Source organism: Candidatus Benthicola sp., from assembly GCF_058719085.1.
The window spans coordinates 1-26764 of record NZ_JBZQEK010000195.1; the positions used below are offsets into that span (position 1 = coordinate 1).

At 68.0% G+C, this 26764-nt stretch carries 27 protein-coding genes and 1 tRNA gene; 20 read left to right on the forward strand and 8 right to left on the reverse strand.

The annotated features are described in order from the left end of the window. Window positions 1-47 precede the first annotated feature (47 nt). Together AC36XV_RS13525 and AC36XV_RS13530 are read right to left on the reverse strand one after the other, a co-directional pair. Window positions 48-374 (reverse strand): hypothetical protein, encoded by a 327-nt coding sequence (locus tag AC36XV_RS13525; protein WP_492204217.1) that lies wholly within the window; start codon window positions 372-374, stop codon window positions 48-50. Window positions 375-563: 189 nt separating this feature from the next. Beyond that, on the reverse strand, window positions 564-2567 hold the full coding sequence (locus AC36XV_RS13530; RefSeq protein WP_492204218.1) for a Na+/H+ antiporter NhaC family protein: 2004 nt from the start codon (window positions 2565-2567) through the stop codon (window positions 564-566). 238 nt (window positions 2568-2805) lie between these two features. Between AC36XV_RS13530 and pyrR the strand changes: the two genes are divergently transcribed. From pyrR to AC36XV_RS13550, 4 genes are all read left to right on the forward strand, one after another. Continuing rightward, window positions 2806-3360 carry a bifunctional pyr operon transcriptional regulator/uracil phosphoribosyltransferase PyrR gene (gene pyrR / locus AC36XV_RS13535; RefSeq protein ID WP_492204219.1) on the forward strand — a complete coding sequence of 185 codons (555 nt, stop codon included), beginning with the start codon at window positions 2806-2808 and terminating at the stop codon, window positions 3358-3360. Next, complete coding sequence (locus AC36XV_RS13540; protein ID WP_492204220.1) at window positions 3357-4334, forward strand: aspartate carbamoyltransferase catalytic subunit; 978 nt, start codon at window positions 3357-3359, stop codon at window positions 4332-4334. Before pyrR ends, AC36XV_RS13540 begins: the two co-directional genes overlap by 4 nt. Next, window positions 4331-5611 carry a dihydroorotase gene (locus AC36XV_RS13545; RefSeq protein ID WP_492204221.1) on the forward strand — a complete coding sequence of 427 codons (1281 nt, stop codon included), beginning with the start codon at window positions 4331-4333 and terminating at the stop codon, window positions 5609-5611. Before AC36XV_RS13540 ends, AC36XV_RS13545 begins: the two co-directional genes overlap by 4 nt. Before the next feature lie 69 nt (window positions 5612-5680). After that, window positions 5681-6622, forward strand: coding sequence for a hypothetical protein (locus AC36XV_RS13550; protein ID WP_492204222.1), 942 nt, complete (start codon window positions 5681-5683; stop codon window positions 6620-6622). Between the two features lie 68 nt (window positions 6623-6690). Here AC36XV_RS13550 and rpsT read toward each other — a convergent pair whose 3' ends face one another. Further along, the gene (rpsT, locus tag AC36XV_RS13555; RefSeq protein ID WP_492204223.1) at window positions 6691-6948 is read right to left on the reverse strand and encodes a 30S ribosomal protein S20; all 258 of its coding nucleotides are present in this window, start codon (window positions 6946-6948) and stop codon (window positions 6691-6693) included. 98 nt (window positions 6949-7046) lie between these two features. Between rpsT and AC36XV_RS13560 the strand changes: the two genes are divergently transcribed. From AC36XV_RS13560 to AC36XV_RS13605, 10 genes are all read left to right on the forward strand, one after another. After that, window positions 7047-7850 carry a segregation and condensation protein A gene (locus AC36XV_RS13560; RefSeq protein WP_492204224.1) on the forward strand — a complete coding sequence of 268 codons (804 nt, stop codon included), beginning with the start codon at window positions 7047-7049 and terminating at the stop codon, window positions 7848-7850. Beyond that, complete coding sequence (gene scpB, locus AC36XV_RS13565) at window positions 7847-8491, forward strand: SMC-Scp complex subunit ScpB (RefSeq protein WP_492204225.1); 645 nt, start codon at window positions 7847-7849, stop codon at window positions 8489-8491. Before AC36XV_RS13560 ends, scpB begins: the two co-directional genes overlap by 4 nt. Window position 8492: 1 nt before the next feature. Then, entirely contained in the window at window positions 8493-9224 is a 732-nt protein-coding gene (locus tag AC36XV_RS13570) for a pseudouridine synthase (RefSeq protein WP_492204226.1), read from the forward strand. 1 nt (window position 9225) lies between these two features. Then, window positions 9226-10878, forward strand: coding sequence for a Rossmann-fold NAD(P)-binding domain-containing protein (locus tag AC36XV_RS13575; protein WP_492204227.1), 1653 nt, complete (start codon window positions 9226-9228; stop codon window positions 10876-10878). 86 nt (window positions 10879-10964) lie between these two features. Beyond that, window positions 10965-11954 (forward strand): AAA family ATPase, encoded by a 990-nt coding sequence (locus tag AC36XV_RS13580; RefSeq protein WP_492204242.1) that lies wholly within the window; start codon window positions 10965-10967, stop codon window positions 11952-11954. Further along, window positions 11954-12883 carry a DUF58 domain-containing protein gene (locus tag AC36XV_RS13585; RefSeq protein WP_492204228.1) on the forward strand — a complete coding sequence of 310 codons (930 nt, stop codon included), beginning with the start codon at window positions 11954-11956 and terminating at the stop codon, window positions 12881-12883. The genes AC36XV_RS13580 and AC36XV_RS13585 overlap by 1 nt, the downstream gene beginning before the upstream one ends. Continuing rightward, a complete protein-coding gene (locus tag AC36XV_RS13590) occupies window positions 12883-13815 on the forward strand; it encodes a hypothetical protein (protein WP_492204229.1) in 933 nt (310 codons plus the stop codon). Before AC36XV_RS13585 ends, AC36XV_RS13590 begins: the two co-directional genes overlap by 1 nt. After that, a complete protein-coding gene (locus AC36XV_RS13595) occupies window positions 13815-14882 on the forward strand; it encodes a VWA domain-containing protein (RefSeq protein WP_492204230.1) in 1068 nt (355 codons plus the stop codon). The genes AC36XV_RS13590 and AC36XV_RS13595 overlap by 1 nt, the downstream gene beginning before the upstream one ends. After that, window positions 14879-15910: a VWA domain-containing protein gene (locus tag AC36XV_RS13600; RefSeq protein ID WP_492204231.1), complete on the forward strand. Its 1032-nt coding sequence runs from the start codon at window positions 14879-14881 to the stop codon at window positions 15908-15910. The genes AC36XV_RS13595 and AC36XV_RS13600 overlap by 4 nt, the downstream gene beginning before the upstream one ends. Then, window positions 15910-16620 carry a hypothetical protein gene (locus AC36XV_RS13605; RefSeq protein ID WP_492204232.1) on the forward strand — a complete coding sequence of 237 codons (711 nt, stop codon included), beginning with the start codon at window positions 15910-15912 and terminating at the stop codon, window positions 16618-16620. The genes AC36XV_RS13600 and AC36XV_RS13605 overlap by 1 nt, the downstream gene beginning before the upstream one ends. A gap of 27 nt (window positions 16621-16647) precedes the next feature. On the opposite strand, the gene AC36XV_RS13610 is transcribed toward AC36XV_RS13605, so the two are convergent. Next, complete coding sequence (locus AC36XV_RS13610) at window positions 16648-17307, reverse strand: protein-L-isoaspartate(D-aspartate) O-methyltransferase (protein WP_492204233.1); 660 nt, start codon at window positions 17305-17307, stop codon at window positions 16648-16650. A 137-nt stretch (window positions 17308-17444) separates the two neighbouring features. On the opposite strand from AC36XV_RS13610, the gene selD reads away from it, so the two are divergent. After that, complete coding sequence (gene selD, locus AC36XV_RS13615) at window positions 17445-18431, forward strand: selenide, water dikinase SelD (protein ID WP_492204243.1); 987 nt, start codon at window positions 17445-17447, stop codon at window positions 18429-18431. Next, on the forward strand, window positions 18431-19105 hold the full coding sequence (gene upp / locus AC36XV_RS13620) for a uracil phosphoribosyltransferase (protein ID WP_492204234.1): 675 nt from the start codon (window positions 18431-18433) through the stop codon (window positions 19103-19105). Before selD ends, upp begins: the two co-directional genes overlap by 1 nt. Window positions 19106-19136: 31 nt before the next feature. Here the strand turns inward: upp and AC36XV_RS13625 are convergent, their stop codons facing one another. The 4 genes from AC36XV_RS13625 to trkA are packed head-to-tail and all read right to left on the reverse strand — an operon-like array spanning window position 19137 to window position 24185. Then, window positions 19137-19823, reverse strand: coding sequence for an NAD-binding protein (locus AC36XV_RS13625; protein WP_492204235.1), 687 nt, complete (start codon window positions 19821-19823; stop codon window positions 19137-19139). A gap of 27 nt (window positions 19824-19850) precedes the next feature. After that, entirely contained in the window at window positions 19851-21251 is a 1401-nt protein-coding gene (locus tag AC36XV_RS13630) for a TrkH family potassium uptake protein (protein ID WP_492204236.1), read from the reverse strand. A 1-nt stretch (window position 21252) separates the two neighbouring features. Then, window positions 21253-22794: a TrkH family potassium uptake protein gene (locus AC36XV_RS13635; RefSeq protein ID WP_492204237.1), complete on the reverse strand. Its 1542-nt coding sequence runs from the start codon at window positions 22792-22794 to the stop codon at window positions 21253-21255. Window positions 22795-22838: 44 nt separating this feature from the next. Continuing rightward, window positions 22839-24185: a Trk system potassium transporter TrkA gene (trkA, locus tag AC36XV_RS13640; protein ID WP_492204238.1), complete on the reverse strand. Its 1347-nt coding sequence runs from the start codon at window positions 24183-24185 to the stop codon at window positions 22839-22841. Window positions 24186-24394: 209 nt separating this feature from the next. Here trkA and AC36XV_RS13645 point away from each other — a divergent pair, with 209 nt between their 5' ends. The 4 genes from AC36XV_RS13645 (at window position 24395) to AC36XV_RS13660 (ending at window position 26271) form a co-directional block, all read left to right on the forward strand. After that, window positions 24395-24889, forward strand: a complete 495-nt coding sequence (locus AC36XV_RS13645; protein ID WP_492204239.1) for an energy transducer TonB — start codon at window positions 24395-24397, stop codon at window positions 24887-24889. A gap of 162 nt (window positions 24890-25051) precedes the next feature. Next, window positions 25052-25125: transfer RNA gene (locus AC36XV_RS13650), tRNA-Ile, on the forward strand. 51 nt (window positions 25126-25176) lie between these two features. Further along, window positions 25177-25707, forward strand: a complete 531-nt coding sequence (locus AC36XV_RS13655) for a hypothetical protein (protein WP_492204240.1) — start codon at window positions 25177-25179, stop codon at window positions 25705-25707. Window positions 25708-25770: 63 nt separating this feature from the next. Then, window positions 25771-26271: a hypothetical protein gene (locus AC36XV_RS13660; protein WP_492204241.1), complete on the forward strand. Its 501-nt coding sequence runs from the start codon at window positions 25771-25773 to the stop codon at window positions 26269-26271. Window positions 26272-26764: the final 493 nt, after the last annotated feature.

A 26764-nucleotide genomic window follows, 5' to 3' on the forward strand; every position in this document is an offset into this window, starting at 1 on the left:
ACGGTGGGAGGAAAACGCCGGTCCGCGGGACAACAGGTCGCAGCCCTTCAGTCGGGGTGTTCGAAGATCTCTCTCGCCGTCTCGCCCGCGGCAAGCCGGGCGAACGCCTGGCGCCGCAGTCCGGCTCCGCCCCCAGCTTCAGCAAGCCTCTCCGACTGGGCTCCGATGTGAAACATGGTAGCGAGAAGTACGCGGGCGATCTCCTCGCGGGCCTCCTGCTCGGCAAGGCCGCGAGCCAGGAGCGCCTGGTAGGCCCCGCGCGCCTCAGCGCTCCCTTTGAGTATCGAGCCCACCGCGTCCCTCAATAACGGGTAGGCTTCCGCAGCCATCGCCTCGGTGTCGAGAAGCTCTCCATTCAGAGGATCTTCGGTCATCGGGTCTCCACGAGTTCCGGGCGCCGGTCGAGCTTCCTCTCTATCTCCTGTGACGGCGAAGTGACGGCACCGGCTGAGTGTTGGACAGGAAGCCGGGAGGGGTTCGCGGGAAAGGGGCCGCGCGTCCGCAGAATATTCGGGCGTACCGCGGCTCCTCCCGGGCTTTTCCGGCGTTCCTGGCGCTTTCCATCAGCTCCCGTCAGCGCCGGCCCCCTCACCCGCCCACTGCGGCGAGTCGAAGTCCTTCTTCCCGTAGAAGCGAAGAAGGGCGAACAGGATCGCCCCGCCGAGGGCGTACGAGATCAACGGCGACATCCCGAACGCGGTGGGGATGTCGCCCACCGCCATCCCCACCAGCGCCACGGTGAGCGCGTACGGAAGCTGCGTTCGAACGTGATCTACGTGGTCGCACGCCGTGGCCATCGAGCTCATCACCGTGGTGTCCGAGATCGGCGAGCAGTGGTCGCCGAAGATCGCCCCCGCCAGCACCGAGCTGATCGAGCCCAGGAGGATCGAGTAGTGCGCCCCCGCGTCGAACCCGGCCGCCCCGCCCATGCCCACCGCCAGCGGGATCACCAGCGGCACCAGGATCGCCATGGTGCCCCAGGATGTCCCGGTTGCGAACGAGATCGAGGCCGCCGTCAGGAACACGAGCACCGGTAGGAACTCGGGCCTGAGGTTCCCCTCCAGCAAGTGGCTCAAATAGTAGGCCGTGCCCAGGACCTCGGTCACGTTGCTCAGCGACCAGGCGAGGATCAGGATCACACCGGCCAGCAGCATGGCGCGCATGCCTCCCACCAGGCCCTGGATCGCGTCGTGCACGCTCAGGATCCGCTGTCCGACGGCGAGCGCGATCGCGACCAGCACGCCGGTGAGCGAGCCCCACAGCAGAGCGTGAAACGCGTTGGCCTCGCCGAACACCTCCCAAAGGGTGCCCGGCCTTCCGAGGTTGGCCCGGCCCTCGAGGAACAGACCGAGCAGAACGACGCCGACGACCGAGACCACGGGGAGCGCAGCGTTGATCCAGCGCAGCGGCGTGCCCTCGGCCGGCTCGAGTACCTCGGAGCCGGTGTCCGTCATCAGCATGGCGCCGTCCCGGTACAGGCCCTCTCCCCGGGAGGCGCGCTGCTCCGCCTTCAGCATCGGCCCGAAGTCGCGCTGCAGGAACACGATCAGGCCGACCATGAACAGCGCGAGGAGCGGATAGAACAGGTACGGGATCGAGTGCAGGAACACGGTGAACGGGTTGGCGTCGGAGAGCGCCGCGAGCTCGATCTGGCCTCCCGACGCGGCGGCGGCTGCCGCGAGGCCGTCCCCGATGAGCGAGATCTCGAACCCGACCCAGGTCGACACGAAGACGATCGCCGCCACGGGAGCGGCGGTCGAGTCCACGATGTAGGCCAGCTTCTCACGCGACACCTTCATGCGGTCGGTGATGGGCCGCATGGTGTTTCCGACGATCAGGGTGTTCGCGTAGTCGTCGAAGAAGATCGCCAGGCCGCTCAGGTATGCCGCCAGCTGGGCTCGGCGCGGCGTGGTGGCCAGCGGTCGTACGGCCTCGACGATCCCACGGGTGCCTCCACTCTTGCTGATCACGCCCACCATGCCGCCGAGCAGGAAGGAGAACACGAGGATGGACGCGTGGTCCGGGTCGGCAAGGGCGGGCGTGATGAAGGTATCGATGGCCCGCAGCGTGCCCGCGATCGGATTCAGGCCCGCCACGAAGAACCCGCCGAGCCACACGCCGAGGAAGAGCGCGGTCACGACCTCCTTGAACGCGAGCGCGATGACGATGGCGAGCAGGGGAGGGAGGAGGCTGATCCAGCCGGGCAAGACCCGCGCCTCGAAAGTGGCGATCGGGGTGCCCCAGCCGCTGAGCACCACGAGCGGCAAGTCGTCCGCGCTCTCGATGGCGAGGTCCTCGAACTCGAACCGGCCGCCCTCTCCCATCTCCACTTCGATGCGTCCGAGGACTCGGCCGCCTTCCGTTCGCACCCGCAGCCCGCCCATCGCCTGGCGTGCCGTGGCCTCGATGGCGAGATCGAAATGCGCCCCGGGCACGACGACCATCGGTCCATCGATCGTGACCCTTGCCGTGTCGGCCGCGTCCCCGGCACCCGCTTCCTGCGCCCGGGCGGTGGAGGGCGCGAGCAGCGCCAGGAAGGCCAGGCCCGCCAGCCAGCGTCTCACCATGCTCCGTCCTCCTCGGAGTGAAGCGCGGACACCGTGTCCGGTGCCCTTTCGGGTGCCATCGAGCGGACCCGAAGCTAGAGAGCCCACCCCACGGCTGTAAAGCCGGAACAGGGCTGCAAAGTGCCTTTCGGAGGCCGGTTTCAGGCCCGTTGATCCACCGGCATGGGCCTCGTATACTGCGGCGAGCACGGCCCTCGCATGGCCGTCCGCACTCAGCCGCCACGAAAGGCGTCCCCGCATGTCGACCCCGGAGAACACGACCCTGCTGCTGGATGAGAGCGGCGTCGAAGAGGCGCTGGAGCGGCTCGCTGGAGAGATCCTCGAGGAGGGCGCGGTCGAGGACCTGATGCTCGTCGGCATCCACCGACGGGGCGTCGAGCTCGCCGCCCGGATCGCGAAGCGGGTCTCCCGACAGACGGGCCGCGACATCCCGACCGGCAGTCTCGACATCACCCTGTACCGGGACGACTTCGACCAGATCGGACCCCGCCCGGTCATCGGAAAGACCGAGATTCCGGGCGACATCAACGATCTTCGCGTGGTGGTGGTGGACGACGTGCTCTACACGGGCCGCACCGTCCGCGCCGCGCTCAACGAGCTGGCGGACTTCGGCCGACCACGGCGGGTGGAGCTCTGCGTCCTGGTGGACCGGGGCGGCCGGGAGCTGCCCATCCAGGCGGATCACGTCGGGCTCACCGTCGCCGTCGGGGACGGGGAGAGCGTGGAGGTCCGGGTCCCGGAGCTCGATCAGGAAATGTCCGTCACCCGCGTCGCATCCCCGGAGAGCGAATGAGCCAGGCGAGGCCGGAGTTCGAGCTCGGTAAGGACTTGGTGGGACTGGAGGGAATGTCGGGCGAGACCCTGACCGGGATCCTCGACACCGCCGAGCCCTTCAAGGAGATCAGCGAGCGGGCGATCAAGAAGGTCCCGGTCCTCCGCGGCAAGACGATCGTCAACCTCTTCTTCGAGCCCTCCACCCGGACCCGGATTTCCTTCGAGTTCGCCGAAAAGCGCCTCGGAGCCGACACGGTGAACATCAGCTCGTCGGGTTCCTCGGTCGTGAAGGGCGAAACGCTGGTCGACACGGCCCGGAACCTCGAGGCGATGCGGATCGACATGGTGGTCATCCGTCACCCGTCGTCGGGAGCCGCGCGCTTCCTGGCGGATCGGATTCCCTCCAACGTGATCAACGGAGGGGATGGCCAGCACGAGCACCCCACGCAGGCCCTGCTGGACCTGCTCACGCTGCGCGACCGGTTCGGGCGGATCGAGGGCCTCAGAGTGTGCATCGTGGGAGACATCGTGCATTCGAGGGTGGCCCGTTCGAACATCTTCGGCCTGACTGCGCTCGGAGCGGAGGTCGCGGTGTGCGGTCCCCGCAGCCTGATCCCCTACGGCATCGAGCAGATGGGCGTCCGCACCTTCTACCACATCGAAGAGGCGATCGAGTGGGCCGACGCGCTGAACGTGCTTCGGCTTCAGCTCGAGCGCATGAAGACGGGCTTCATCCCGTCCCTGCGCGAGTACAATCGCGTGTTCGGGGTCACGCGCGCGCGGCTCGAGCGCGCGCCTCGCGAAACGGTCGTCCTGCACCCGGGGCCGATGAACCGGGGGGTGGAGATCGATTCCGCGGTGGCCGACGGTCCGCAGTCCGTGATCCTTCCGCAGGTCACCAACGGCGTAGCCGTGCGCATGGCCGTCCTCTATCTGCTGGCCGGCGGCGCGCCGGGCGGGGCCGAAGCCGCCAAGGAAGGGAGCGCCTCATGAGACCCCTGCTGCTGCGCGGCGGACGGATCGTGGACCCCTCCCAGGATCTCGACGATCGATCCGACCTGCTCGTGGTCGATGGGCGCGTGGAGGCGCTCGGCACGGACATCGCCGGCCCGGACGACGCGGAAGTGCTGGACGTGGAGGGCCGGGTGGTCGCTCCCGGCCTGATCGACGTACACGTCCATTTCCGCGAGCCCGGAGGGGAGCACAAGGAGACGATCCACACCGGCTCGCACGCCGCCCTCGCGGGAGGCTTCACCACCGTGTGGGCGATGCCGAACACGGACCCCCCGATCGACGACCCGGCCGCCGTCGGCTACGTGCGGCTGGCGGCCCGGGCGGCGCGGGGCACGCAGGTGATGCCGATCGGGGCGGCCTCGATCGGCCAGCAGGGCGAGCGGATGACCGAGATCGGCGAGCTCGTGAAGGCGGGGGCGGTGGCCGTCTCGGACGATGGGGCACCGGTCTGGGACACGGGTCTCATGCGCCGCCTTCTCGAGTACACGCAGACCTTCGGGATCCCGGTGCTCCAGCACGCGGAAGACCGGGCGCTGGCCGGCGGCGTGATGAACGAGGGCGCCGTGGCCACGGCCCTCGGGCTGCGCGGGCTTCCGAACGCGGCCGAGGCCTGCATGGTGGCTCGCGACGTGCAGCTCGCCGAGCTCACCGGCGGACACCTGCACGTCTGCCACGTCTCGGCGCGGCAGTCGGTCGAGCAGCTGCGGCTGGCCCGGGAGAAGGGGCTCACGGTCACCTCCGAGGTCACCCCTCACCACCTGATCCTGACGGACGAGATGTGCCGCGGGTACAACACGGAAGCCAAGGTCAACCCGCCGCTCCGAACGGAGGAGGATGTCGAGGCCGTCACACGGGCCCTGGTCGAAGGGGTCATCGACGTGATCGCCACCGACCACGCTCCGCATACCTACGAGGAGAAGGAACAGGAGTTCGACTACGCGCCGTTCGGGATCAACGGACTGGAGACCGCCTTCGGGCTCTGCATGCGGGCCCTCGTCGAGACGGGTCATCTTGGTCTCTCCGGCCTGATCGACCGGATGTCCTGTCGTCCGGCCCGGATCATGCGAATCGATGGCGGCACGTTGCGGCCCGGCTCGCCCGCGGACATCGTCGTCCTGGACCCGGATGAGCGCTGGGTCGTCGATCCGGCGGAGTTCCGGTCCCGTAGCCGGAACACGCCGATCGCCGGCTGGGAGTTGACCGGGCGAGTGCATCATACGCTGGTCGGTGGAGAGGTTCGGTTCTCCCGCAGTTGAGACCGGCGTCGTTCGATCCGGGCGGTAGCCACCCCTCCGGCTCGTGAACCCACATTTTCGAGGCCCTCGATGGATGGTGGACACGTGATACCCGATGCGATTCGAGATCTGCTGGAGAAGCGAGCCACGTTCCAGGAATGGATGACCCGCCTGGAGGATCTCGGCGGCGAGTTCCGTCCCGAAGTCGCGCAGAAGGTACGGGCGGATTACGCGGGGCGTCTGTCGGCTGTCGAAGGCGAGCTCGAGGGCCACCGAGCGGAGCTGGAGGCGGCCCTCGCGGACCGCACGGCGAGAGTCGATGAGGTAGCGGCGGAGCACGATGCCCGTTCCGCGGAGCTCGAGGAGACCCGGCTTCGGCATGCCGTGGGAGAGTTCGACGACGAGGAATGGGAGCGACGACGAACGGAGCACCAGTCCCAGATCGATGAGCTCGAAGCGCGCCTGAACGAGCAGAGCACGGCCGTCGAATCACTTCAGAAAGTGCTGAGCGAGCTCGCGGGCGGTGTCTCTGGCGGGACGGTGGCGTCGGTCGCCACGGTCGTGGAAGCCGAGCCCCCGATTCCGGAGGAGATCTCGGCCGAGCCCGAGTGGGACGCGCCGGACGCCGCCGACTCGGAGCCGGAGGAGGACGAGCCGTGGATGACCCAGCCGCTCGATGAAGAGCCGGAAGCGGAGGCCGTCATCGAGGAGGTCGAGGAGATGGAAGAGATCGAGCTCGTCGAAGAGCTCGAGGAGGTAGAGGCCTTCGAAGAGGTCGAGAAGCAGGAGGATGAGACCTCGGACGAGTCGGTGCTCGTCGAAGCGGAAGAGACGCAGGCCACGGAGCCGGAGGAGGACCCCGTGGTCGCCGAGCCCGCCGAGCCCGCCGAGTTCATGGACGAGCTGGAGTTTCTCGAGTCCCTGTCGCTGGACGACACGGAGAGTTTCGACGCGGTGTCGGCGATGCTGGACGAGGAAGAGGGAGAGTCAGGCTCGAGCGAGGAAGACGACCGGAAACCGGAGGGTCACTGAACGCCGACAGCCCGCGTCCCGATGGGGCACGCGGGCTGCTTTGCCTTCGATGCGGCTCTTCGCGACCGTCAGTCGCCCAGCCGGCGGACGTACCGGGCGAGCCGCGACTTGCGCCGCGCGGCGGCCTGCTTCGATACGATGCCTTTCCGGGCGGCGGTGTCGAGCACGGACGCGATCTTCCGGTACGCTTCCTCCGCCTCGTCGGCGGAGTCGAGCTCGAGGAGGTTCCGGGTCCGGGTCCTGATCTCGGAGCGCACGGTCCGGTTGCGCTCCCGCCGCTTCTGGTTCTGTCGAAGCCTCTTGCTGGCACTCTTGATGTTGGGCAAGGCTCTGTTCCTTCGTTCGTTCACGGCTTGAAAGGGTCCAAAGACCGCACAGAATACACCGTTTCCTGCGATGAAACAAGGTACGTGGTGAGTTCGAGATGATCACGCGAGCGCGGGTTCGCGAGGCGGCGATGCATGGTATCGAGCCGTTCCAGGTGTCCCTGGAGCGCTTCGAAGGCCCGCTCGACCTGCTTCTGCACCTGATCCGCTCCCAGGACATCGACATCTTCGACATCCCGATCGCCCGGATCACCGAGCAGTTCATCAAGGTCCTCGACGAGGGCCTCGATGCGATGCCGATCGAGAGAGCCGGGGAGTTCCTCGAGATGGCGGCGACGCTGGTGCGCATCAAGGCCCAGCTGCTGCTGCCGCGTCCGGCACAGCCCGACTGGGACGAGGACCCACGCGCCGAGCTCGTTCGCCGGCTTCTCGAGTACGAACACTTCCAGGATGTCGTGCACGTGCTGGAAAGCGCAGAGGCTCAGCGAGGGCGTCACTTCGCCAAGGGATACGTGGAGAGCCGTCCGGCCCCGGTCCTGGAACCAGTGGCCCTCGAGCTCAGCCTCGAGGAATTCCTCGAGGTCGCATCGCGCATCCCCGAGCCGCTGCCGCCGGTGGAGGTCAGGCCGCCCTCGAGGACGGTCACCGTGGCCGAGAAGACCTCGCTTCTCAAGCGCCTGCTCGGCAAGGCGAAGCGAGTGTCCTTCGATCGGCTGTTCCGACCGTGGGGCACCCGGGCGCACGCCGTCGCCGCGCTGCTCGCCGCGCTCGAGCTCGCCCGGCAGCAGGTCCTGAGAATCGAGCAGCTCAAGCCGTTCGCCTCGATCTGGCTGCTTCCCGAGGAGAAGAAGGAAGGGGCGGCGCGGTCGGATGGGTCCGAAGCCGTGGAGGGCACGTCGTGAAGGTCGAACAGATCGTCGAGGCCACGCTGTTCGCGAGCCAGACCCCGCTGACTCCGGCGGACATCGTGCGGGCGGACGAGAGCCTGTCCGTCGAGAGCGTCGAGGCCGCCATCCAGAGCCTCCGGCAGGTGTACGAGGAGTCCGAGCGCGCCTTCCAGGTCTACCAGCTCGGAGATGGCTACCAGGTGCTCACGAAGCCCGAATACGCGCCCTACCTGGAGCGGTTCGACTCGGTCCCCCGGGCTCCCCACCTGTCGCCGGCCGCTCTCGAGACTCTCGCCATTATCGCGTACCGGAGCCCGATCGGCCGGATCGAGATCGAAGACGTGCGAGGGGTGAGTGCGAGCTCCGTGCTGCGGACGCTGCTCGACTGGGAGCTCGTCGAGGTGGTGGGGCGCGGGGAGGGTCTCGGCCGCCCGCTCCTCTATGGGGTCACTGGCAAGTTCCTCGAGCACTTCGGTCTCAAGGACCTGTCGGACCTGCCGTCTCCGGAGGAGCTTCCGGTGGTCCTGGGCGAGCTCCAGCAGGCGATGGAGGACGCGGCGGAGACGGAGACGACCGCGGAGACGGAGACGGCCGCGGCTTCGGAGGCGCCGCAGGCGTCCCCGGCCGGAGAGGAGGCCGGGGGAGAGGATCGCTGAGGTGGGCGAGGAAGTGCGTCTCCAGAAATACCTCGCCAGGGCCGGGGTGGCTTCGCGGCGCGCCAGCGAGGATCTCATCCGGGAAGGTCGGGTGGCGGTGAACGGCGCCGTCGTCACGGAGCTCGGCACGAAGGTGGATCCGGACTCGGTGCGGGTCGAAGTGGACGGCGTGCTCGTGCGACCGGAGCCGGCGCGCTGGATCATGCTGCACAAGCCGCCCGGTGTCCTGTGTACCCGCAGCGACCCCGAAGGTCGTCCGACGGTCTACGATCTTCTCGATGACGGGTCCTCGTCCCTGTTTCACGTCGGACGGCTCGACTACATGAGCGAGGGCCTTCTCCTCCTCACGAACGAGGGGGCGGTGGCGGAGCGACTGCTCCACCCGAGGAACGAGATGCGGCGCCGGTACGAGGTGACCGTCGCCGGCCCGGTGACCGCTGCCGCGCTGCAGCGCCTCCGTGAGGGCGTCGATCTCGACGACGGGCCGGCGCGCGCTCTTCGCGTCGATGTGAAACAGGGCCCGGGGCCGGACGAGGCCGTGATCGAGCTGACGCTGGCGGAAGGCAGGAACCGGGAGGTGAGGAGGATGATGGAGAAGGTCGACCTCACCATTCACGCCCTGAAGCGGGTCGCCTTCGGCCCGCTGACGCTGGGCGATCTCCCGCGTGGAAGCTGGCGCCCGCTCGAGGCGGGCGAGATCGATCGGCTTCACGCTCTGAACAGGAACGGGTGAAATGGACATAAAGGGAAGAAACATCCTGATGCTCGGCGGATCCGGCCTCGTCGGAATCGCCATCGCCCGCAAGCTGCTGCCCCTCGAGCCCGAAAAGCTGGTGATCGCGGCTCTCCGCAGGGCGGAGGCGGAGGAAGGCGTCGAGACGCTGCGCGCGATGCCGGAGGCGGAGGGCGTGGAGCTGGTGCCGGAGTGGGGAGACATCCTGCTGCGAGCCGGCCGCCGGGACGAGTCGCGGACCGAGATGCTGGGGACGGACGAAGGTCGGGCGGAGATTCTCGACGACCTCCTCGGGGACCTGAAAGAGAGGGACTTCAAGCGAAACCTGCTCTACACGCTCCTCGAGCAGCACCGGCCGGAGCTGGTGATCGACTGCGTCAACACGGCGACGGCGATCGCCTACCAGGATCTCTTCACCTCCGCGGGCCGGCTGCGAGACCTGATGTGGAGCGGCGACAAGCCCACCGTTGCGGACATCGAAAAGCACCTCACGACGCTCTACCTGCCCCAGCTGATCCGGCACGTGCAGGTCCTGATGCACGGGATGCGGGTGGCGGGGACCGAGGTGTACTTGAAGATCGGGACGTCCGGCACCGGAGGCATGGGCCTCAACGTGCCGTTCACCCACTCGGAGGAGAGGCCGTCGGCTACCCTGCTGTCGAAATCCAGCGTGTCGGGGGCGCACTCGGCGCTGTTGTTCCTGATGGGGCGTACCCCGGACGCGCCGGTGGTGAAGGAAGTCAAACCCACGGCTGCCGTCGCCTGGAAGCGGATCGGGTTCGGGCCGGTGATGCGGGGTGGGAAGCCGATCACGCGCTTCGACTGCCGATCTCCCGTCGACCTCGACGAGGCGTTCTCCGGGTCGGCGGAGGGTCGCTGTGTGGACACCGGAGAAACGCTGGAGTCGGTCTGGCTGGATGCCGGCGAGAACGGGTTGTTCAGCCTCGGCGAGTACGAGACCATTTCGGCCCTCGGTCTGATGGAGATCATCACTCCCGAAGAGATCGCGGACGCCGCCATCGCCGAGATCCGGGGCCGGCCGACCGGTCGCGACATCGTGGGTGCGCTGGACGCGGCCACGATGGGCCCGACGTACCGTGGCGGGGCGCTGCGGGAGACGGCGCTGCGCTACATGGAGCAGCTCGAGCAGCAGCACCGGGTCCGCTCGGTCGCGTTCGAGATGCTCGGCCCGCCGAGGCTCAGCAAGCTTCTCTTCGAGGCCGAGATCCTCTACCGACTGTACACGGAGGTCCGGGCGGCTGCGGAGCTGGATCCCGAGGACACGGCCGCTCGCTCGCTGGCTCTCGTGGAGGCCGACGACCGCCTGCGCTCCGACGTGCTGTCCATCGGCATCCCGATCCTGATGCCCGACGGCGAGCGACTGCTCAGGGGACCGAGGGTCAGCGTGGTGCCGGATGGACCGGCCGAGGTCAGCTGGGCCAATCGCGGGTGGGTGGACCTCCGGGCCGAGTCGTGGAGTAGATGGCGGGACCGTCTCGGGAGCTACGTGAAGGCCGTCCTGGACGTGCCGGACGCCGGGGACGGTTCGGGCACGGACCTCGACGTCCGGGCGAGAAGCGGCGAGATTCGACCGGGCTCGCTGGCCGCCTACGTCTTCCGGTTCGAGGACGAGGGCGAGCGAATGAAGCGCTGAGCGGACAGGGAGGCAGCGGGGAATTGACCGAAATCCAGACCACGGACCCGACCGCCGGGGACTCGGAAGACCGGGCGGGCGAGCGGATCACGGAAGCCGAGCTCGACGCCCGGACGGAGCGGATCACGGAGGCCAGCCGCTTCCTCAATGACATCCGTGGCGCCGTGGGTCTGCGCGTGGTGGGCCAGGAGCGGATGATCGACCGCCTGCTCATCGGGCTCCTGACGGGCGGCCACGTGCTTCTCGAAGGCGTGCCCGGGCTCGCGAAGACGCTGGCCGTGCGGACGCTGGCGGATGCCATCCACACCAGCTTCCAGCGCATACAGTTCACACCTGACCTGTTGCCGGCCGACCTGATCGGCACCCTGATCTGGGACGAGGTCCATCGCCAGTTCGTCCCGAAGAAGGGGCCCATCTTCGCCAACCTGATCCTGGCCGACGAGATCAACCGGGCGCCGGCGAAGGTGCAGTCCGCCCTGCTCGAGGCCATGCAGGAGCACCAGGTGACGATCGGTGAAGAGACCCATCCCGTCCCCGAGCCGTTTCTGGTCCTCGCCACCCAGAACCCGATCGAGCACGAGGGCACGTATCCGCTTCCCGAGGCCCAGGTCGACCGCTTCATGCTGAAGATCCGGGTGGACTACCCGGAGCGGGAGGAAGAGCGCGAGATCCTCCGCACCACGATCACCGACGATCTGGCGCCCTTCGCGCCGGTGGCCACCGCGGACCACATCGTCGCGGCCCGCGACCTGCTGGCCGAGATCTATCTCGACGAGCGGGTCGAGAACTACATCCTGGATCTCGTCCGCTCGACCCGGAATGCCGCGGAGCTCGACGCCGACCTGGCTGCCTGGCTGGAGTACGGGGCCTCTCCCCGGGCCACCATCTTCCTCGCCCGCACCGCGCGTGCCCAGGCGTTCCTGGCCGGGCGGGCGTACGTGGTGCCCGAAGACGTGCGCGCTCTCGCCCCGGACGTTCTCCGGCACCGGCTCGTCCTCACGTTCCAGGCGGAGGCCGAAGAGATCACTCCGGACCAGGTTCTGGAGCGGCTCCTGGCGGTGGTCCCGGTACCCTGATGCCGTTTCGTCTCTTCCGGCGCCGTAGGCCGGAACGGACTGCAAGCCCCGACGCGGCCGCGCTCCCGGCCCTCGTCCGCCGGCTCGAGCTGAGGGCTCGACGCCTGATGGAGAACCGCGCCGTGGGGGCCTACGATTCGGTGTTCCGCGGGCACGGGATCGAGTTCTCCGAGGTGCGCGCCTACCAGCCGGGAGACCCCTTCCAGGCGATCGACTGGAAGGTGACCGCCCGCATGGGCAAGCCCTACATCAAGAAGTTCGTGGAGGAGCGGGAGCTCACGGTCCTCCTGGCCGTCGACCTGTCGGGCTCCACCGATTTCGGGACCCGCGTGCGGACGAAGCGGGATTTGAGCCTGGAGCTGGCGGCCCTGCTCGGACTCGCCGCGGCCCGGAACAACGACCGCGTCGGGCTCCTGCTGTTCACCGACCGGGTGGAACGCTGGTTGGCGCCGCGGCGCGGGCGGGGTCGGCTGCGGCAACTGCTGCACGTGCTGGCCAGTCATCGGCCCGAGGGACGCGGCACGGACGTCGGACTCGCCCTTCAGACGGCGGTCCGCTCGCTGAAGACCCGGTCGCTGGTGTTCGTCCTGTCCGACTTCCAGGGAACCGGGTATTCGAAGTCGCTCACGGCGGCTTCTCGCCGACACGACGTGGTCGGGCTGCACCTGGTCGATCCCGGCGAGAGGTCGCTCCCGCGGGCCGGTCTCGTCGAGGTGCGGGATCCCGAGACGGGCGAGTACGGCGTCCTGGATCTCGGGGATCCGACCACGCGCCGGGAGCTCGCCAGTCTGGAAGAGGCACGGGAGCGGCGGGTGGAGGAGGTGTTCCGCCGGGCCGGCGCTGACCGACTCCTCCTGGCTACCGATCGCTCCTATGCCGCGGAGCTGGCCGCGTTCTTCGCCGGGCGGGCTCGCGCGAGGCTGCACTGATGCGTCGGGTCGTTCGACGGACCGCGGTCGCCTCGGGACTGGCGGTGGCCCTGCTCGGCTCCGGACCGGCCGCCGCCGTCGGTCAGCCCGCCGGGGGCCGGGCCGCCTCCACGCCCCGGACAGCGGCCGCTCTCTCCCCCGACACCGTGCAGGTGGGCGAGGCCTTCACCCTCGGCGTCTCGATTGCCGGGCCGGAGAGCGCGAACGTGGAGTTCCCGCCGCTCGTCACCCTCTCTCCGGAGATCGAGCAGCTCCGAACCGTGGAGGTGGCCTGGAGCCCGGACGGAGACGGCCGGTGGCGCGCGCGCTACCGGCTCGTGGCCTGGAAGGCCGGTTCCTGGGCCTTCCCCCCGGTGGCGGTCGGCTGGAACGGAGAGGAGGTCGCCATCTCGCCTCCACCCGTTCAGGTGGTTTCCGTGCTGCCGGCCGCTTCGGAAGGCCCCCTGCCCCTGGAAGGGCCGAAGGGGCCGCGCAGCACGTGGCGTTTCCCCTGGTGGCTGCTGCTCCTCCTGCTGCTCGCCCTGGCGGCGCTCCGGTGGCTGGCGAGTCGGCTTCGCCGGACGGATGAGGTGGAGGAGGTCCTCCCGGTGGACCCGGTCGAAGAGGCCCGCCAGGCGCTGGCCCGGCTGAAGCGGCGGCTCGAGAGCGGGGAGGTGGATCTGGCCGCCTTCTACGACGGTCTCGAAGAGGTGCTGCGCTCCTTCCTGGCGGCCCGCCGCGGCTGGCCTCCCGAGCGGCCGGTGCGGGAGTTCGTGGATGAGACGCCGGCGGATGCCCGGTGGGCACACGTCGTGGAGGGACTGCGCACCCTGCAGGGACGGGCGGGACTCGTCCGGTTCGCGCACGTCGAGGCCGCGGAGTCGGCGGCCCTCGGGGATGCGGATGCCTGCCTCGCCTGGGTCGAGGCGGAATCCGCATCGGAGGCCGCCTGATGCTCGGGCTCTCTCTCGGGGCCTGGCCCTTCGTCCTGCTGCTCGTTCTGATCCCGATCGGCTGGGCCGCGCTGCAGCGGCGACGCGTGAGGATGCCGCTCCCGGGGATCGGTGAGCTGGCTCGGAAGAAGTCCCGCGACGCCGCCCCGGAGCCCGAGGCCGGGGCTTCGGGCGGTGAGCCGACCGGAGAGGAGAATCCGGCCGTCCGTCTCCGCCACCTCACCCTGTGGTCGGCGTGGTCTCCCGCGTGGCGGACGGTCGCCCTGGTGCTCACGGTCCTGGCCCTCGCCAGCCCCGTGCGGCTGGTGGAGACCGTCGAGGAACGCTCGGAGGGGGTGACGATCATGCTCGCCTTCGACATCTCGAGCTCGATGCTGGCCGAGGACTTCCGGCCGCAGAACCGGATCGCCGTGGCGAGGCGAGAGGTGAGCCGGTTCGTGTCCGGGAGGGAGGGGGACCGGATCGGACTGGTCGCGTTCGCCGGTGAGGCGCTCACCGTGGTTCCCGGGACGCTCGACCACGGGATTCTCTACCAGGCGATCGACAACCTGGACGTCGGTCAGCTGCGGGACGGCACGGCGATCGGGACGGCGCTGGCCACGGCCATCAACCGGCTGCGATCGGTCGAGGAGGGCTCTCGCGTGGTGGTCCTCCTGACGGATGGCGACAACAACCGCGGCGAGATCGAGCCGGATGCCGCAGCGGCGGCCGCGGCGGCGCTCGGGATGCGCGTCTACACGATCGGGGTCGGCCGGGACGGCGTGGCCCCGGTTCCGATCGGGCGAACGCGGTTCGGATACCAGTACGCGGACATGGAAGTGACCGTGAACGACGAGCTCCTCGACCGGATCGCTCGAGCCACCGGCGGACTCTACTTCCGAGCGACGGACCCCGAGGCCCTCACCCGGATCTACCGGCGGATCGATGAGCTGGAGACGGCGCCGGTCGAGGAAGTGCGCCTCGTCGAGCAGGCCGGTGTCCGGTCCGAGCTGCTCGTCCTGGCGCTCGTCGCCCTCGCCATCGAGCTCCTGGGCGCGGCCACCCGGGCCCGTAGGGTGTTCGCGTGATCGGGCTCGGTGTCTCCGCCTGGCTGGCTGCGGCATCCGCCGCCATCCTGGCCCTCGTTCTCCGGGGCCTGGCCGCGTACCGTACCCGGTTGGACCGCGAGGCGCTGGGAGATGATTCGCTTCTGGAGAGGCTTACAGGCGCTCCCTCGCCATGGCAGCGTGCCTTGCGCGCTCTTCTCCTGGCCGCGGGCTGCGCGACGCTCGCGGCCGGTCTGACGGTCGGTGGGGCCACCGAGGATGTGCCCGAGGAGTCCGATCTCCAGACGGTGCTGGTGCTCGACGCCTCGAACTCCATGTGGGCCACGGACGTCTCGCCCAGCCGGCTCGAGCGTCAGCGGGCCCTCGGCGCCGAGCTGGTTCTCCGGCTCCCCGGACGCTTGGGCATCGTGTACTTCGCCGGGCGCGGATACGTGCTTTCGCCCCTGACGGAGGATCGCGAGGCCGCGCTCATGTTCGTTCACACGCTGGACCCGGCGCTGGTGGGGCAGGGGGGCACGTCCCTCGCGGATGGGATCCGGCAGGGCCTCGACGTACTCGCGGGAGGGAACGACCGGGGACGCCGGATCCTGGTGGTCCTCACCGATGGAGAGGCGACCGCCGAGAGCGAGGCGGTCGCCGCGGAGCTCGCCCGGGCGGTCCGCATGCGCGTGCCGGTATTCACCGTCGGGCTGGGCACGGCCGAGGGGAGTCGCGTCCCGATTCCGGAACCGGTGGACGGTGGGGGGGATGCAGCCGCGACGGTGGAGGAGTCGGTGCGCACGGTCCAGGTGGATGGCGACGTCTGGCTGGCGGACAGGAACGGAGAGCCCGTGGTCACCCGACTCGACGCGGCCTCGCTCGCCGAGGTGGCTCGCATGACCGGCGGGATCTCGGTCCCGGGTGATGACGAAGGACTCGAGAGGCTGATCGATCGACTGGAGGTGGAAGGAGGTCGGCCCGACCCGGGATCGGGGCGGCAGGCCAGCCTGCTGCTCCTCGCCGCGTTCGGTCTCCTTTTCATCGAGGGCTACCTCGTGAGGAGGGGCTGATGAGGTTCGTCGCGGCTGGTTTGCCAGCCACCGCGCTGGGGCTCCTGGTCGGGCTCGCCGGGATCGCCCTCGTGCGCGGGGCTTCCGGACAGCAGGCTTCGACCGCGCCGATCGCTCCCATGCGAATCGACACGTCGACCGTGGTGACGGCCGACCGGCTGGCGGAGTTCCGTGAGCGATCCGAGGACCCGGGCCGCCCGCTCGACTGGTTTAACCTCGGCGCCGGCCTTCTCCTTGCCGGGGACTGGGAAGGTGCGCTCGAGCCGACGCAGAGGTCGCTCGAGACGGAGGATGAGGACCTGGAGGCGGACGCCACCTACAATCTGGCGCTCGCGCGCGCTCTCGCCGGAAGGCCCCCGGAGCTCGGGGGCGAGCTCCTGTTCGAGGATCGCAGACCTCTCCTCGAACAGGCGTGGGACGGCTTCCGCTGGGTGCTCACCCAGCATCCGGCCGACGAAGATGCGCGGTGGAACCTCGAGCTGGTGGGCCGGTGGCTGGAGCAGAACGAGGAGCCTCAGGACGGAGGAGGCGGCGGAGGCGGCGGCGGATCGGCCAATGCCGATCAAACGAACGCACCCTCCACCCCGGAGCTGTCCGCCGCGGAGGCCCTCGATCTGCTCGAGGTGGCCGCTCAGCAGGAGCAGGATGTGCAGGGCCGGCGGCTGGAGAGGAATCGTTCCCGGGACCCCGAGGTGGAGAAGAACTGGTAGGGGAGCGCCGATCTCGGGTGGTCCCGGTCAGTCCTCCGGCGCCGCGTCCTCGACGAGCGGCACGAAGCGAACGCCTTCCATCGGCTCGACGTCCCACCGGTCCCCCCTCTTCCGGTGACGGACGAGGTTCTGCATCCAGTCGTCGCCCACCGGGGCGATGAGGATTCCGCCGTCGGCCAGCTGGTCGCGGAGCGCAGGGGGCACGGCGGGCGCTGCGGCCGCGACCAGGATGCGGTCGAAGGGCGCCTCTTCGGGCCATCCACGGCTTCCGTCGCCGAGCCGGAGGCGAACCTGCCCGAACCCGGTGGATTCGAGCGCCCGCGCGGCGCGCTCGTACAGCGGCGCGATTCTCTCGATGCTGAACACCCGGGCTCCGCACGCGGCCAGTACGGCGGCCTGGTAGCCGGAGCCCGTCCCCACCTCGAGGACCTTGAGACCCTCTTGCAGCTCGAGGGCCTCGGTCATCACGGCCACGATGTACGGCTGCGAGATGGTGGCGCCGTGCCCGATCGGCAGGGCGCAGTCCGCGTAGGCGGCGTGAAGCTGGGAGGGGGGAACGAACTCGTGCCTCGGCACGCTCCCCATGGCCTCGAGGACCCCGGCATCGGAGATTCCGCGCCGCCGGAGCTGCCGGTCGACCATGTCGGTGCGCTTCTGCTCGTATCGGCGCCCGGTCAGAAAGCCCATGATCCGCCGACAAATCTGGCAGGCGCCTGCCGTTGCCGCAAAGGTCCGGCCGCGTCTAGCTTGGCTTCATGAACACGCCCGCTTCCGAGCGTGTCCGCCTGACCCAGTTCTCGCACGGCGCCGGCTGAGCCTGCAAGCTGGGTCCGGAGGACCTGCGACACATTCTGTCCGTGCTGCCGCCGGCGGACGACGAGAACCTGCTGATCGGGCTCGAGTCGCCGGACGATGCCGCCGTGTATTCGCTCGGCGACGGCCGCCTTCTCGTGGCGAGCGTCGACTTCTTCACGCCGATCGTGGACGATCCGGAGGACTTCGGATCGATCGCCGCCGCCAACGCCCTCAGCGATCTGTACGCCATGGGCGCCACGCCCGCATTTGCCCTCAGCGTGCTCGCCGTGCCGGTGTCGACCCTTTCCCGTGAGGTGGTGGCCGGCATCCTCAGAGGCGCGGCGCTGACGTGCGAGGAGGCGGGAATCGTGATCGCCGGAGGACACTCGATCGACGACGACGAGCCCAAGTTCGGACTCGTCGCCATCGGTTTCGCGGAGCCGGAGCGCGTGTACCGGAAGTCGGGCGCGAAGCCCGGCGACGCCATCGTGCTGGGGAAGGCGCTCGGCACGGGCGTGGTGACGACCGCCCTCAAGCGGGGGGCCGCCGACGCTCCGACCGTGCGGGCAGCGGTCCGGTCCATGCGCCAGCTCAACCGGGATGCCGTGTTTCTACTGCAGGGACACGAGGTGCACGCGCTCACGGACGTGACCGGCTTCGGCCTGCTGGGACACCTGAGAGAGATCTGTTCCGCATCCGGGGTCTCGGCGCGGGTGCTCGCGTCGACTCCGAGGTACCTTCCGGAGGCCGTCGAGCTGGCGGAGTCGGGGTTCGTCCCGGGCGGCACGGAGCGGAATCGCGCCTCGATCGAGGCCGTGACCTCCTTCGAGCCCGGAATACCGGAGGCCCTGAGAATCCTCCTTTGCGACGCACAGACATCGGGCGGGCTGCTCGCCTGTGTTCCTAAGCACGAGGCCTCGGAGCTGGCCGCGGAGTGGGAATCCGCGGGCTACGCGGCGTCGGTCGTAGGCCGGATCGAGGATCGTTCCCAACCCATGCTGATCGTGGAGGCGTGATGAGCGCGAGCGCTGCCGAGGGGATGTTCGACCGGGATCCGGCGCTGCCGAACCTCATGGTCACCCGCCACCCGCTGCTCCGGCACAAGGTCACGCTCCTCCGCAAGCGCGACACGCCGAAGAAGATCTTCAAGGAGCTGGTGGACGAGATCGCGATGCTGCTGGCCTACGAGGTCACCTACGATCTGCCGACGGAGACCGTGCGGGTCGAGACGCCGCTGGAGGCGACGACCGGCGACATCGTGATGGGCGAGCGGCTCACCCTGGTCCCGATCCTGAGGGCCGGCCTCGGGATGGTGGACGGCGTCCTCAACCTGATTCCCACCATGCGGGTCGGACACATCGGTCTTCAGCGGGATCACGACACGCTGGAGCCGATCGACTACTACTTCAAGATCCCCCATCCGCTGGAGGCGAGCGTCTTCGTCGTTGTCGATCCGATGCTCGCCACCGGGGGATCGGCCAGCGCGGCGGTGAGCTATCTGAAGAAGTCGGGGGCGAAGAACATCCGAATGATGTGCATCGTGGCCGCCCCGGAGGGCGTGCGGCGGATGCTCGAAGACCACCCGGACGTCCCCGTATACACGGCGGCGCTCGATCGGGAGCTGAACGAAAGGGGCTACATCCTGCCGGGACTCGGAGACGCGGGCGACCGGTTGTTCGGGACCGACTGAACCCCGGCCGCATACGGCACCCCGGGGTTTCCTAGAACGCGTCGCCCTCCACCGCGCGTCCGAGAATGCGCGCCACCACCTCGTCCTTGCCCAGCACCACGGCGACGTCCGATTCGGTGAGCTTTCGCTTCGAGTCCGGCACGACGCTGAACGTGTCGGTGAGCACGTCGAGGATCGCCACGACCTGGATCCCTTCCCGGGATGGAAGGTCGAGTTCCGCGAGAGACTGGCCGATCCACGCGTCCGGGACGGCGATCTCCTGGATCGAATAGCCCTCCGCGAGGGGGAGATAGTCGAGGACCGTCTTCGAGCCGATTCGCTGGGCGAGCCGCTCGGCCGAGTCGCGCTCCGGGAAGATGGTCTCGGTGACGTGAAACGCCTCCAGCGCGCGGGCCGCGCGACGGCTCGTGACCTTGACGTAGATCTCCTTGATGCCGACGTCCTTGAGGGCCAGCACGGAGAGGATCGACGAGGCGAGGTCGTTGCCCGTGCTGACCACGGCCGCCTCCACCCCGTCGATGCCCGCCTGCTGAAGAACCTCCGGCTGGCTCGCGTCCCCCACCACTCCGAGGGTGACGTGGTCGGCGGCGCGGTCCACCCGGTCGCCGTTCCTGTCGATCGCGATCACGTCGTGTCCTCTCGCGTACAGGGTCTCCGCGACCCACCAGCCGAAGTGGCCCAGACCGATCACCAGAAACCTGCGTCTCTTGTCGCTCACATCGTCCTCGGTGTGTAGACGGAACGGTCAGCCGACGACCACGTTCTCTTTCGCATATCGGATCTTCGCCGTCTCGCGGCTGCCTCTCATGACCATGCTGGTGGCGAGCGCCAGCGGCCCGACCCTCCCGATGAACATCAGCAGCGACACGAGGAGCCGCCCCCCGGCCGTGAGATCCGGGGTCGCTCCGAGCGACAGGCCCACGGTACCGAAGGCGCTGTGCGCCTCGAACATGAGCTTCAGGAAGTGCCCGCGGTCCAGCTCTCCGTGCGCCGGAAGCTCGACGATCAGCAGCACGAACACGAACAGGGCGAGGACGAGGAGACCGCCCACCACGATCCCGGCCGCTCGTTCCAGCGTTTCGTGCGGCACGGTGCGTCCCATCACGGAGGTGTGCTCCTTGCCCGCCAGCCGGTGGCGAAGCAGGAGGAAGAGCAGGGCCACCGAGGTCGTCTTGAGTCCACCCGCGGTGGAGCCCGGCGATCCGCCGATCACCATGAGCCCCATGGTGAGGAAGATGGAGGCGTTCGACGCTCCGCCGTAGTCCACGGTGTTGAAGCCGGCCGTCCTCGCGGTGACCGACATGAACCAGGCGTTCGCGATCCGGTCGCCCAGGCCCATCTGGCTGAGATCGAAATGCGTCTCGAAGAACAGGTACAGGGCGGCGCCACCCAGCAGCAGGCCGGTCGTGATCACCAGGACCAGCTTCGAGTGGAGCGTGAGGCGATCGGAAAGGCCGCGAAGACGGAATCGGAGGTCATCCAGCACGAGGAATCCGAGCCCCCCGAAAACGATCAATCCAGAGACCACCAGCAGGGTCAGGGGCGCCGACTGGAAACCGATCAGGCTGTCGCTGAACGTCGAGAAGCCCGCGTTGCAGAAGGCGGAGATCGCGTGGAAGATGGCGGGCCAGATCGCCTCGACCGATCCCAGCCGCCCCCGCCACAGGAGCCACAGAACCACCGCGCCCACGAACTCCAGCAGAAAGGTGAGCTTGACCACGGCGGCGAGGACGGAGCGCTGATCCGGATAGGCCCGGCTCAGACCCCGGCGTCCCCCGGCTCTCTCGAGCTCGAGAGACATCCGCCGGCCCACCAGGGAGATGAGGAGCGTGGCCAGGGTGAGGATGCCGATCCCGCCCAGCTGAATGAGCAGCGCGATCCACGCCTGCCCGAGCGGCGTGAAGTAGGTGGAGGTGTCGACGACGATCAGGCCGGTCACGCACACGGCGCTGGTGGCCGTGAACAGCGCGTCCATCCAGCTGAGTGGGGCGCCGGTATACAGACCGGGAATCACCTTGAAGCCGATCGTCCCGATCAGCACGAGCAGGGCAAACGATCCGACGAAGAACTGGGTAGCCGAGGGCCCGCGTCCCCCGGGGTCCCGTGTGGAGTCCGGTCCGTGAAGCCACCGCTGGACGCTTCGCATGTCAGGACTTCCCCGGCGTCGAGCTCATCGGGTCGATCTGCCTCGCCCGGTGACGGGCCCGCCGGCTCAGTCGTCGCCGCCACATCCGCGGCGGACGCGGCGTCCGGTGAGTCCGCGTCCAGGTGCTCGGAATGAGGAGCACGAGGAGCGTGTAGAACTCCAGTCGTCCCAGCAGCATGAGAATGGACAGCACCACCAGCTCCGCTCCGCCCAGGTGTCCGTAATGCGCTGCCGGCCCCACGTCTCCCAGGCCCGGCCCGATGCTGGACAGAGCCGCGAGTGACCCGCTGAGGGCCGTCACCAGATCGCTGCCGAGGGCGGCGAGCACGGCGGTGCCGATGGCGTGCGTGCCCATGTACATGGCGAGGAAGGCGAGGACCTTGAACACGAGATCTTCGCGGATCGGCCGTCCACCCACCCGCGTGATGATCACCGCCCTCGGGTGCAGCACCTTTCGAATCTCGCCCATCACGTGCTGCGCCACCACGGCTCCCCGGATCATCTTGAAGCCGCCGCCGGTGGATCCTCCCATGGCACCCACGAACATGAGGCTGAGCAACAACACCTGACAGATGGCTGGCCACGCGGCGAAGTCCGAGGTCCCGAACCCGGTCGTGCTGTGAACGGCGACGACCGAGAACGTTGCCCGCCGCACGAGCTCGCCCGTGAATGCCCCTTCGCTGACCCCGAGGGCCACGAAGCACATGGCCGAGATCACGAGCGACGAGGTCAGATACCACTGCCACTCGGCGTTCCGGAACATCTCGCCCGGGTGTCCCGTGAGGGCCCGGTAGTGAAGCGTGAAGTTCACTCCGGCGAGGAACATGAACAGGATGGTCACCCACTGGATCGCCGGGGAGTAAAAGCCGATCGAAGCAGTCCGGGTCGAGAACCCGCCGGTGGCCAGCGCGCTCATCGCGTGGTTGATGGCGTCGAAGACGCTCATACCGAGGGTGAGGTAAAGAATGAAAAGCACAAGAGTAAGAAAGAGATAGACGCCCCACAGGAGTCGAGCCGTGGTCGCCATCCGCGGCTTCACCTTGTCCGTGGTGATTCCCGGGGCCTCGGCGGAGAACAGCTGCGCGCCGCCGACCCCGATGAGCGGCAGAATGGCCACCCCGAGGACGATGATGCCCATGCCGCCGATCCAGTGGGCGAGGCTCCGCCACAGCAGGATGCTCGGCGGCAGCTCCTCCACCACCGAGAAGACGGTGGCGCCCGTGGTGGTGAACCCGGAGGCGGATTCGAATACGGCCCAAGGAATCGAGCTCGTGGCCCCGGTGACGAGGAACGGAACCGCTCCGGCCACGACCAGGGTGACCCAGCCGAGGCCCACCGTGGCCAGGGCGTCGCGTGGACTGATCTCGACATGACGGGGGGTGAAGAGCCAGAGCAGGGTCCCGGCGACGCCCGGAAAGGCCACCGAGATCATCCAGGCGATACCATTGCCCTCGCGCAGACCGAGCAGGGCAGCCGGCAGCATCGCGAGGGCGGACGCGATCAGCAGCCCCCCGATCAGGTGCAGGATCGCCCGGTATCTCAATGGAGCCTCATCGGGTATCGCAAGAGCCCGGACCTAGCCGCGGCTCATGACGGGAACAAGCGGGTCACCTCGCCAACGGCGCTGGACAGCGCGAACACGATGGCCTCGTCGCCCGGTTCGAGCGTGTCGGATCCCCGCGGAATATGCATGTCGTCGTCCCTCACTATGGCGGCCAGGATGGCGTCTTCGGGGAACTCGATCCTCTCGATCGGGATTCCCGCCAGAGGGTTGTCCGCCGCCACCACGAAATCGATGACTTCCGCGTCGACGTCCTTGAACACGGCCACGTTGCGTATCGAGCCGCGACGGACGTGCTGCAGGATGGCGTTCGCCGCCGCGATCCGTGGACTCACCGCCGTCTCCAGGCCGATCCGGCGGGCCAGCGGCAGATAGTCCGTTCGGTTGAGAAGCGTGATGACCTGCTTGACCCCGAGGTCGCGGGCCACCAGCGACGAAATGATGTTCATCTCGTCTTCATCGGTGAAGGCGACGAACGCGTCGGTCTCGGCGACGCCCTCGAACTCGAGCAGCTCGACATCGGTCGCGTCCCCCTGGAGGATCAGCGTGCGCTCGAGCCGGACGGCGAACTCGTGCGCCATCTCCGGGTCGCTGACGAGGACCGTGCCCTCGACGCCATGCTGCTCCAGAAGCCTCGCCAGGTAGAACGCCTCCCGGCTGTGACCGGAGATCATGACGCGACGAAGCTTCTCCTGCGCGTATCCGCATACTTCCAGGGTGACGCCGATCTTGTCTTCGGCGGCCACCGCGTAGACGTGGTCGAAGGCGCGCACCACCGTCTCGCCGCTCGGGATGATCGTTTCGCCGTCGCGATCGATCGCCACGGCCAGGACCGACCGGTTGCCCACCTTCTTGCCCAGCTCACGGAGCGTTCTTCCGTCCGCCGGCGCGCCCTCGAGGATCGTGAGGCCGATCAGCTGCACGGTCCCGCCCGCGAACAACGTGAGGTCGGTGGCCGCCGTGGACTCGAGAAGGCCGAAGGTCTCGAGCGCCAGCTCGCGCTCGGGGTTGATCAGGACGTCCACTCCGAACCGGGACGGACGGAGGGCCTCGCCCCCGCGGTAGAAATCGGGATTCGATACGCGGGCGACCTTCGTCAGTCCCTTCCGGGCCGGAACCGACATGCAGCTGACGAGGTTGACCTCGTCCACGCTGGTGACGGCCAGCAGCAGGCCGGCCTGCGCGATCCCGGCATCCTCGAGGACGCTGACGTTGACGCCAGAGCCTTCGACGACCGCTACGTCGATGTGGCTCTCCACGTAGTCCAGGCGGTCCTGGTCCACGTCGACCACCACGACGTCGTGCCGCTCGTTGGCGAGTCGCTCGGCGACGTGAGTCCCCACCTCACCGGCCCCTACGATGATGATGCGCATCGGGGCGAGCCCAAGTCTGAAGAGTGTCCGGACAATCGGTAAACTCCCAAGATTCGCCGCGTGTGCACGAAGGGCAAGGCGAGGAGCACGCGAGCGGGGGAGGGCGGGCGTCGGCGAACTCCCTTCCATCTGCCGGCCGCTTTGTGTTTCGTAGACGCGAGAGAGTTGATCGGACTCGAGTGTTCTCGTCTCTCTACCCGGAGGTTCTCATGCGAGGCGTCATCCTCTTCACGACGACACTGCTGGCGCTCACCCTGTTCGGTCCGCCTTCCATGCAGGCCCAGGACCCGGATCCGGCCGATGGGCCGGTGTTCGTGGCGTACGACGTGGAGCCGGTGCTGCAGAACCAGGAGGAGGTCGGCCACGTCATGCGCAGGGCCTATCCCTCGGGGTATCGCGACACGGGCCTGGACGTGACGGCCCTCCTCTGGGTCTACGTGGGGCGGGACGGTACGGTCGGTGCGTCCGAAGTGCTGAAGTCGAGCGGATACGACGTGTTCGACCGGGCGGCGGAGCAGGTGGTGGATGCCATGGTGTTCGAGCCGGCCCAGAGTGGCGGCGAGCCCGTCGCGGTCTGGGTGCAGAAGGCCATCCACTTCAAGTCAGGCGAGAGCGGTCGTTTCCTGGAGGGACCGGCCTTGCTGGCGGACGACGTGGTGCAGGCCAGGGACTCGGCGCGAAAAAACCAGGACGACGAGCGGTAAGACCCCCTGCGGCAGGGGGTGTGGCGGTTCGACTCGACGCGACGCTCCGGCCGGCGGACCGGCTCCTCGAGGCGGACACTGTTCAAGCGGGCGCCCGGCACGTAACCTCCGTCGTTGCGCATCGGCTCCCGCCGCCCGGACCGGGGCTGGGGGCCAATCTCAGGGCCCGTAGCTCAGTTGGTTAGAGCAGGGGACTCATAATCCCAAGGTCGCTGGTTCGAGTCCAGCCGGGCCCACTTTGCCTACCAACAACTTACGCGGTCGAGCTTCGCGCCAAGGGTAGTCAAATGGGCACGCTCAAGGTTGTTCTTACTCTGGCACTGATCCAGGCCTCCCAAGAGACGCCCCCACTGGAGCGCATTCTCCCCGAAGTCCATTCGGCTGTGATATGGGCTGTTGCAGAACAGACAGGCGAGACTCCGAATGGACCGATCTACTTAGATTTGCTGGCAATCCGGACAGTCGCAGAGTCCGGTGGAGTATCGCTGGATTCATCGGCTGTCGGGCGTGCATGGGGCGGCCCGATGGCGACGAAGATAGAGGTCATCCGGGGGGACTACTCAGACCTGGTGGAATACGGGGAGCTTCGCGGCGAACCTCGCGGGATGTGGGTTGAGGACGACGGAGTCTATGTCGCGATCGATGACCTTAGTGAGACACCTGATGGATACTACGTTGTAGTCAGCTATCTCTACACGTCAGACTACCAGCCAAGGGGACTACGTCAGCTCGGCTGTGCGACCCATAGGTTTGAGTTCCGCTATGGGGAGACCGGCACTTTGAAGCTGACCGATACGCGTGTTCTGGGGGTCTGCTAGTCATCGGTCCCGGAGGAAGGAAGTAGGATCCGACCCGTGCAACCAAAGTCCAGTGGAGGTTGAGTGAAGACCATAGTGAGACGGCTTCGTGGCGTTATTGGAAACGCCCTGGTCTGGGGTGCCGGTTGGTTCGTAGCTGCCTTCGGCCTGTTTGCGGGTTACGCCATCCTTAGCCCGCGTACACCACTCTCTTGGGTCTTCTCAATGATGGCCTTGCTCGGTGCCATCAGAATCGGTGTAATGGGGGCTCTGTTAGGTGGACTGTTCTCAGTGTATCTGGCGGCGAATTTCAGACACCAGAAGTTGGAGGACATAGGTGCGGGCCGCTTCGCCTTGGGGGCAGGCCTGGTGACGGCACTTCCGTTCCTTGTCTTCATCCTCATTAGTCAACTAACCACGGGAGAGCCCTTCTTCCTTCGGGATGCCCTGGAGCCGTTGATCTACCCAGTCGCCATTGGAACGATAACCGGCTTCGGTACGATCAAGTTGGCGAAGCGAGAGCTGCCCCCAGGCAATAGTCCATCAGAGGTTGAAGGAGGCAGCAGGGCACTCTTACCGGAGTAGGGCTCAGGAGTAGTCAAAGGGTAGTCAAAGGAAGGGATTCACCGGGATCCATGGAGATTCTCGACCTTTGGCTTTCGCTTGATCCGGTCAAGTTTCTTGCCGGAGTTATGCACCGATCGGAAGATTGGAGCCGTAGCCAAGGACTTACCGGGACGGACTCATAATCCCAAGGTCGCTGGTTCGAGTCCAGCCGGGCCCATCGCACACCATCGCAACTTCGCCTCTTACGTACTTGGTGTCGGGTGCCGTTTGGCAACGGAGTTGGCAATCGCCTGCGCGCCGCGACGTCCCTTGCCCCACTTCGCGGCGGCCCCTCCGCAAACCGTATTCAGCCTGCACTCCGCAGTACGCTCCACCCCCTCTGCTGCTTGATTTCAAGAGTGTATCTTCATCATGCCCCCTCCGTGGACCCGGAGGTGCCGTGTGATGAGAACCCGCTGGATGTCTTCGACGCTGATCGGACTGTTCCTCTGGCTCACCGCCTGCACGAGCT

Coding starts and splice junctions, on each gene's coding strand:
- AC36XV_RS13525 (WP_492204217.1), bottom strand. CDS start 374: ATGACCGAAGATCCTCTGAATGGAGAGCTTCTCGACACCGAGGCGATG.
- AC36XV_RS13530 (WP_492204218.1), bottom strand. CDS start 2,567: ATGGTGAGACGCTGGCTGGCGGGCCTGGCCTTCCTGGCGCTGCTCGCG.
- pyrR (WP_492204219.1), top strand. CDS start 2,806: ATGTCGACCCCGGAGAACACGACCCTGCTGCTGGATGAGAGCGGCGTC.
- AC36XV_RS13540 (WP_492204220.1), top strand. CDS start 3,357: ATGAGCCAGGCGAGGCCGGAGTTCGAGCTCGGTAAGGACTTGGTGGGA.
- AC36XV_RS13545 (WP_492204221.1), top strand. CDS start 4,331: ATGAGACCCCTGCTGCTGCGCGGCGGACGGATCGTGGACCCCTCCCAG.
- AC36XV_RS13550 (WP_492204222.1), top strand. CDS start 5,681: ATGGATGGTGGACACGTGATACCCGATGCGATTCGAGATCTGCTGGAG.
- AC36XV_RS13560 (WP_492204224.1), top strand. CDS start 7,047: ATGATCACGCGAGCGCGGGTTCGCGAGGCGGCGATGCATGGTATCGAG.
- AC36XV_RS13575 (WP_492204227.1), top strand. CDS start 9,226: ATGGACATAAAGGGAAGAAACATCCTGATGCTCGGCGGATCCGGCCTC.
- AC36XV_RS13585 (WP_492204228.1), top strand. CDS start 11,954: ATGCCGTTTCGTCTCTTCCGGCGCCGTAGGCCGGAACGGACTGCAAGC.
- AC36XV_RS13590 (WP_492204229.1), top strand. CDS start 12,883: ATGCGTCGGGTCGTTCGACGGACCGCGGTCGCCTCGGGACTGGCGGTG.
- AC36XV_RS13595 (WP_492204230.1), top strand. CDS start 13,815: ATGCTCGGGCTCTCTCTCGGGGCCTGGCCCTTCGTCCTGCTGCTCGTT.
- AC36XV_RS13605 (WP_492204232.1), top strand. CDS start 15,910: ATGAGGTTCGTCGCGGCTGGTTTGCCAGCCACCGCGCTGGGGCTCCTG.
- AC36XV_RS13610 (WP_492204233.1), bottom strand. CDS start 17,307: ATGGGCTTTCTGACCGGGCGCCGATACGAGCAGAAGCGCACCGACATG.
- upp (WP_492204234.1), top strand. CDS start 18,431: ATGAGCGCGAGCGCTGCCGAGGGGATGTTCGACCGGGATCCGGCGCTG.
- AC36XV_RS13630 (WP_492204236.1), bottom strand. CDS start 21,251: ATGCGAAGCGTCCAGCGGTGGCTTCACGGACCGGACTCCACACGGGAC.
- trkA (WP_492204238.1), bottom strand. CDS start 24,185: ATGCGCATCATCATCGTAGGGGCCGGTGAGGTGGGGACTCACGTCGCC.
- AC36XV_RS13645 (WP_492204239.1), top strand. CDS start 24,395: ATGCGAGGCGTCATCCTCTTCACGACGACACTGCTGGCGCTCACCCTG.
- AC36XV_RS13655 (WP_492204240.1), top strand. CDS start 25,177: ATGGGCACGCTCAAGGTTGTTCTTACTCTGGCACTGATCCAGGCCTCC.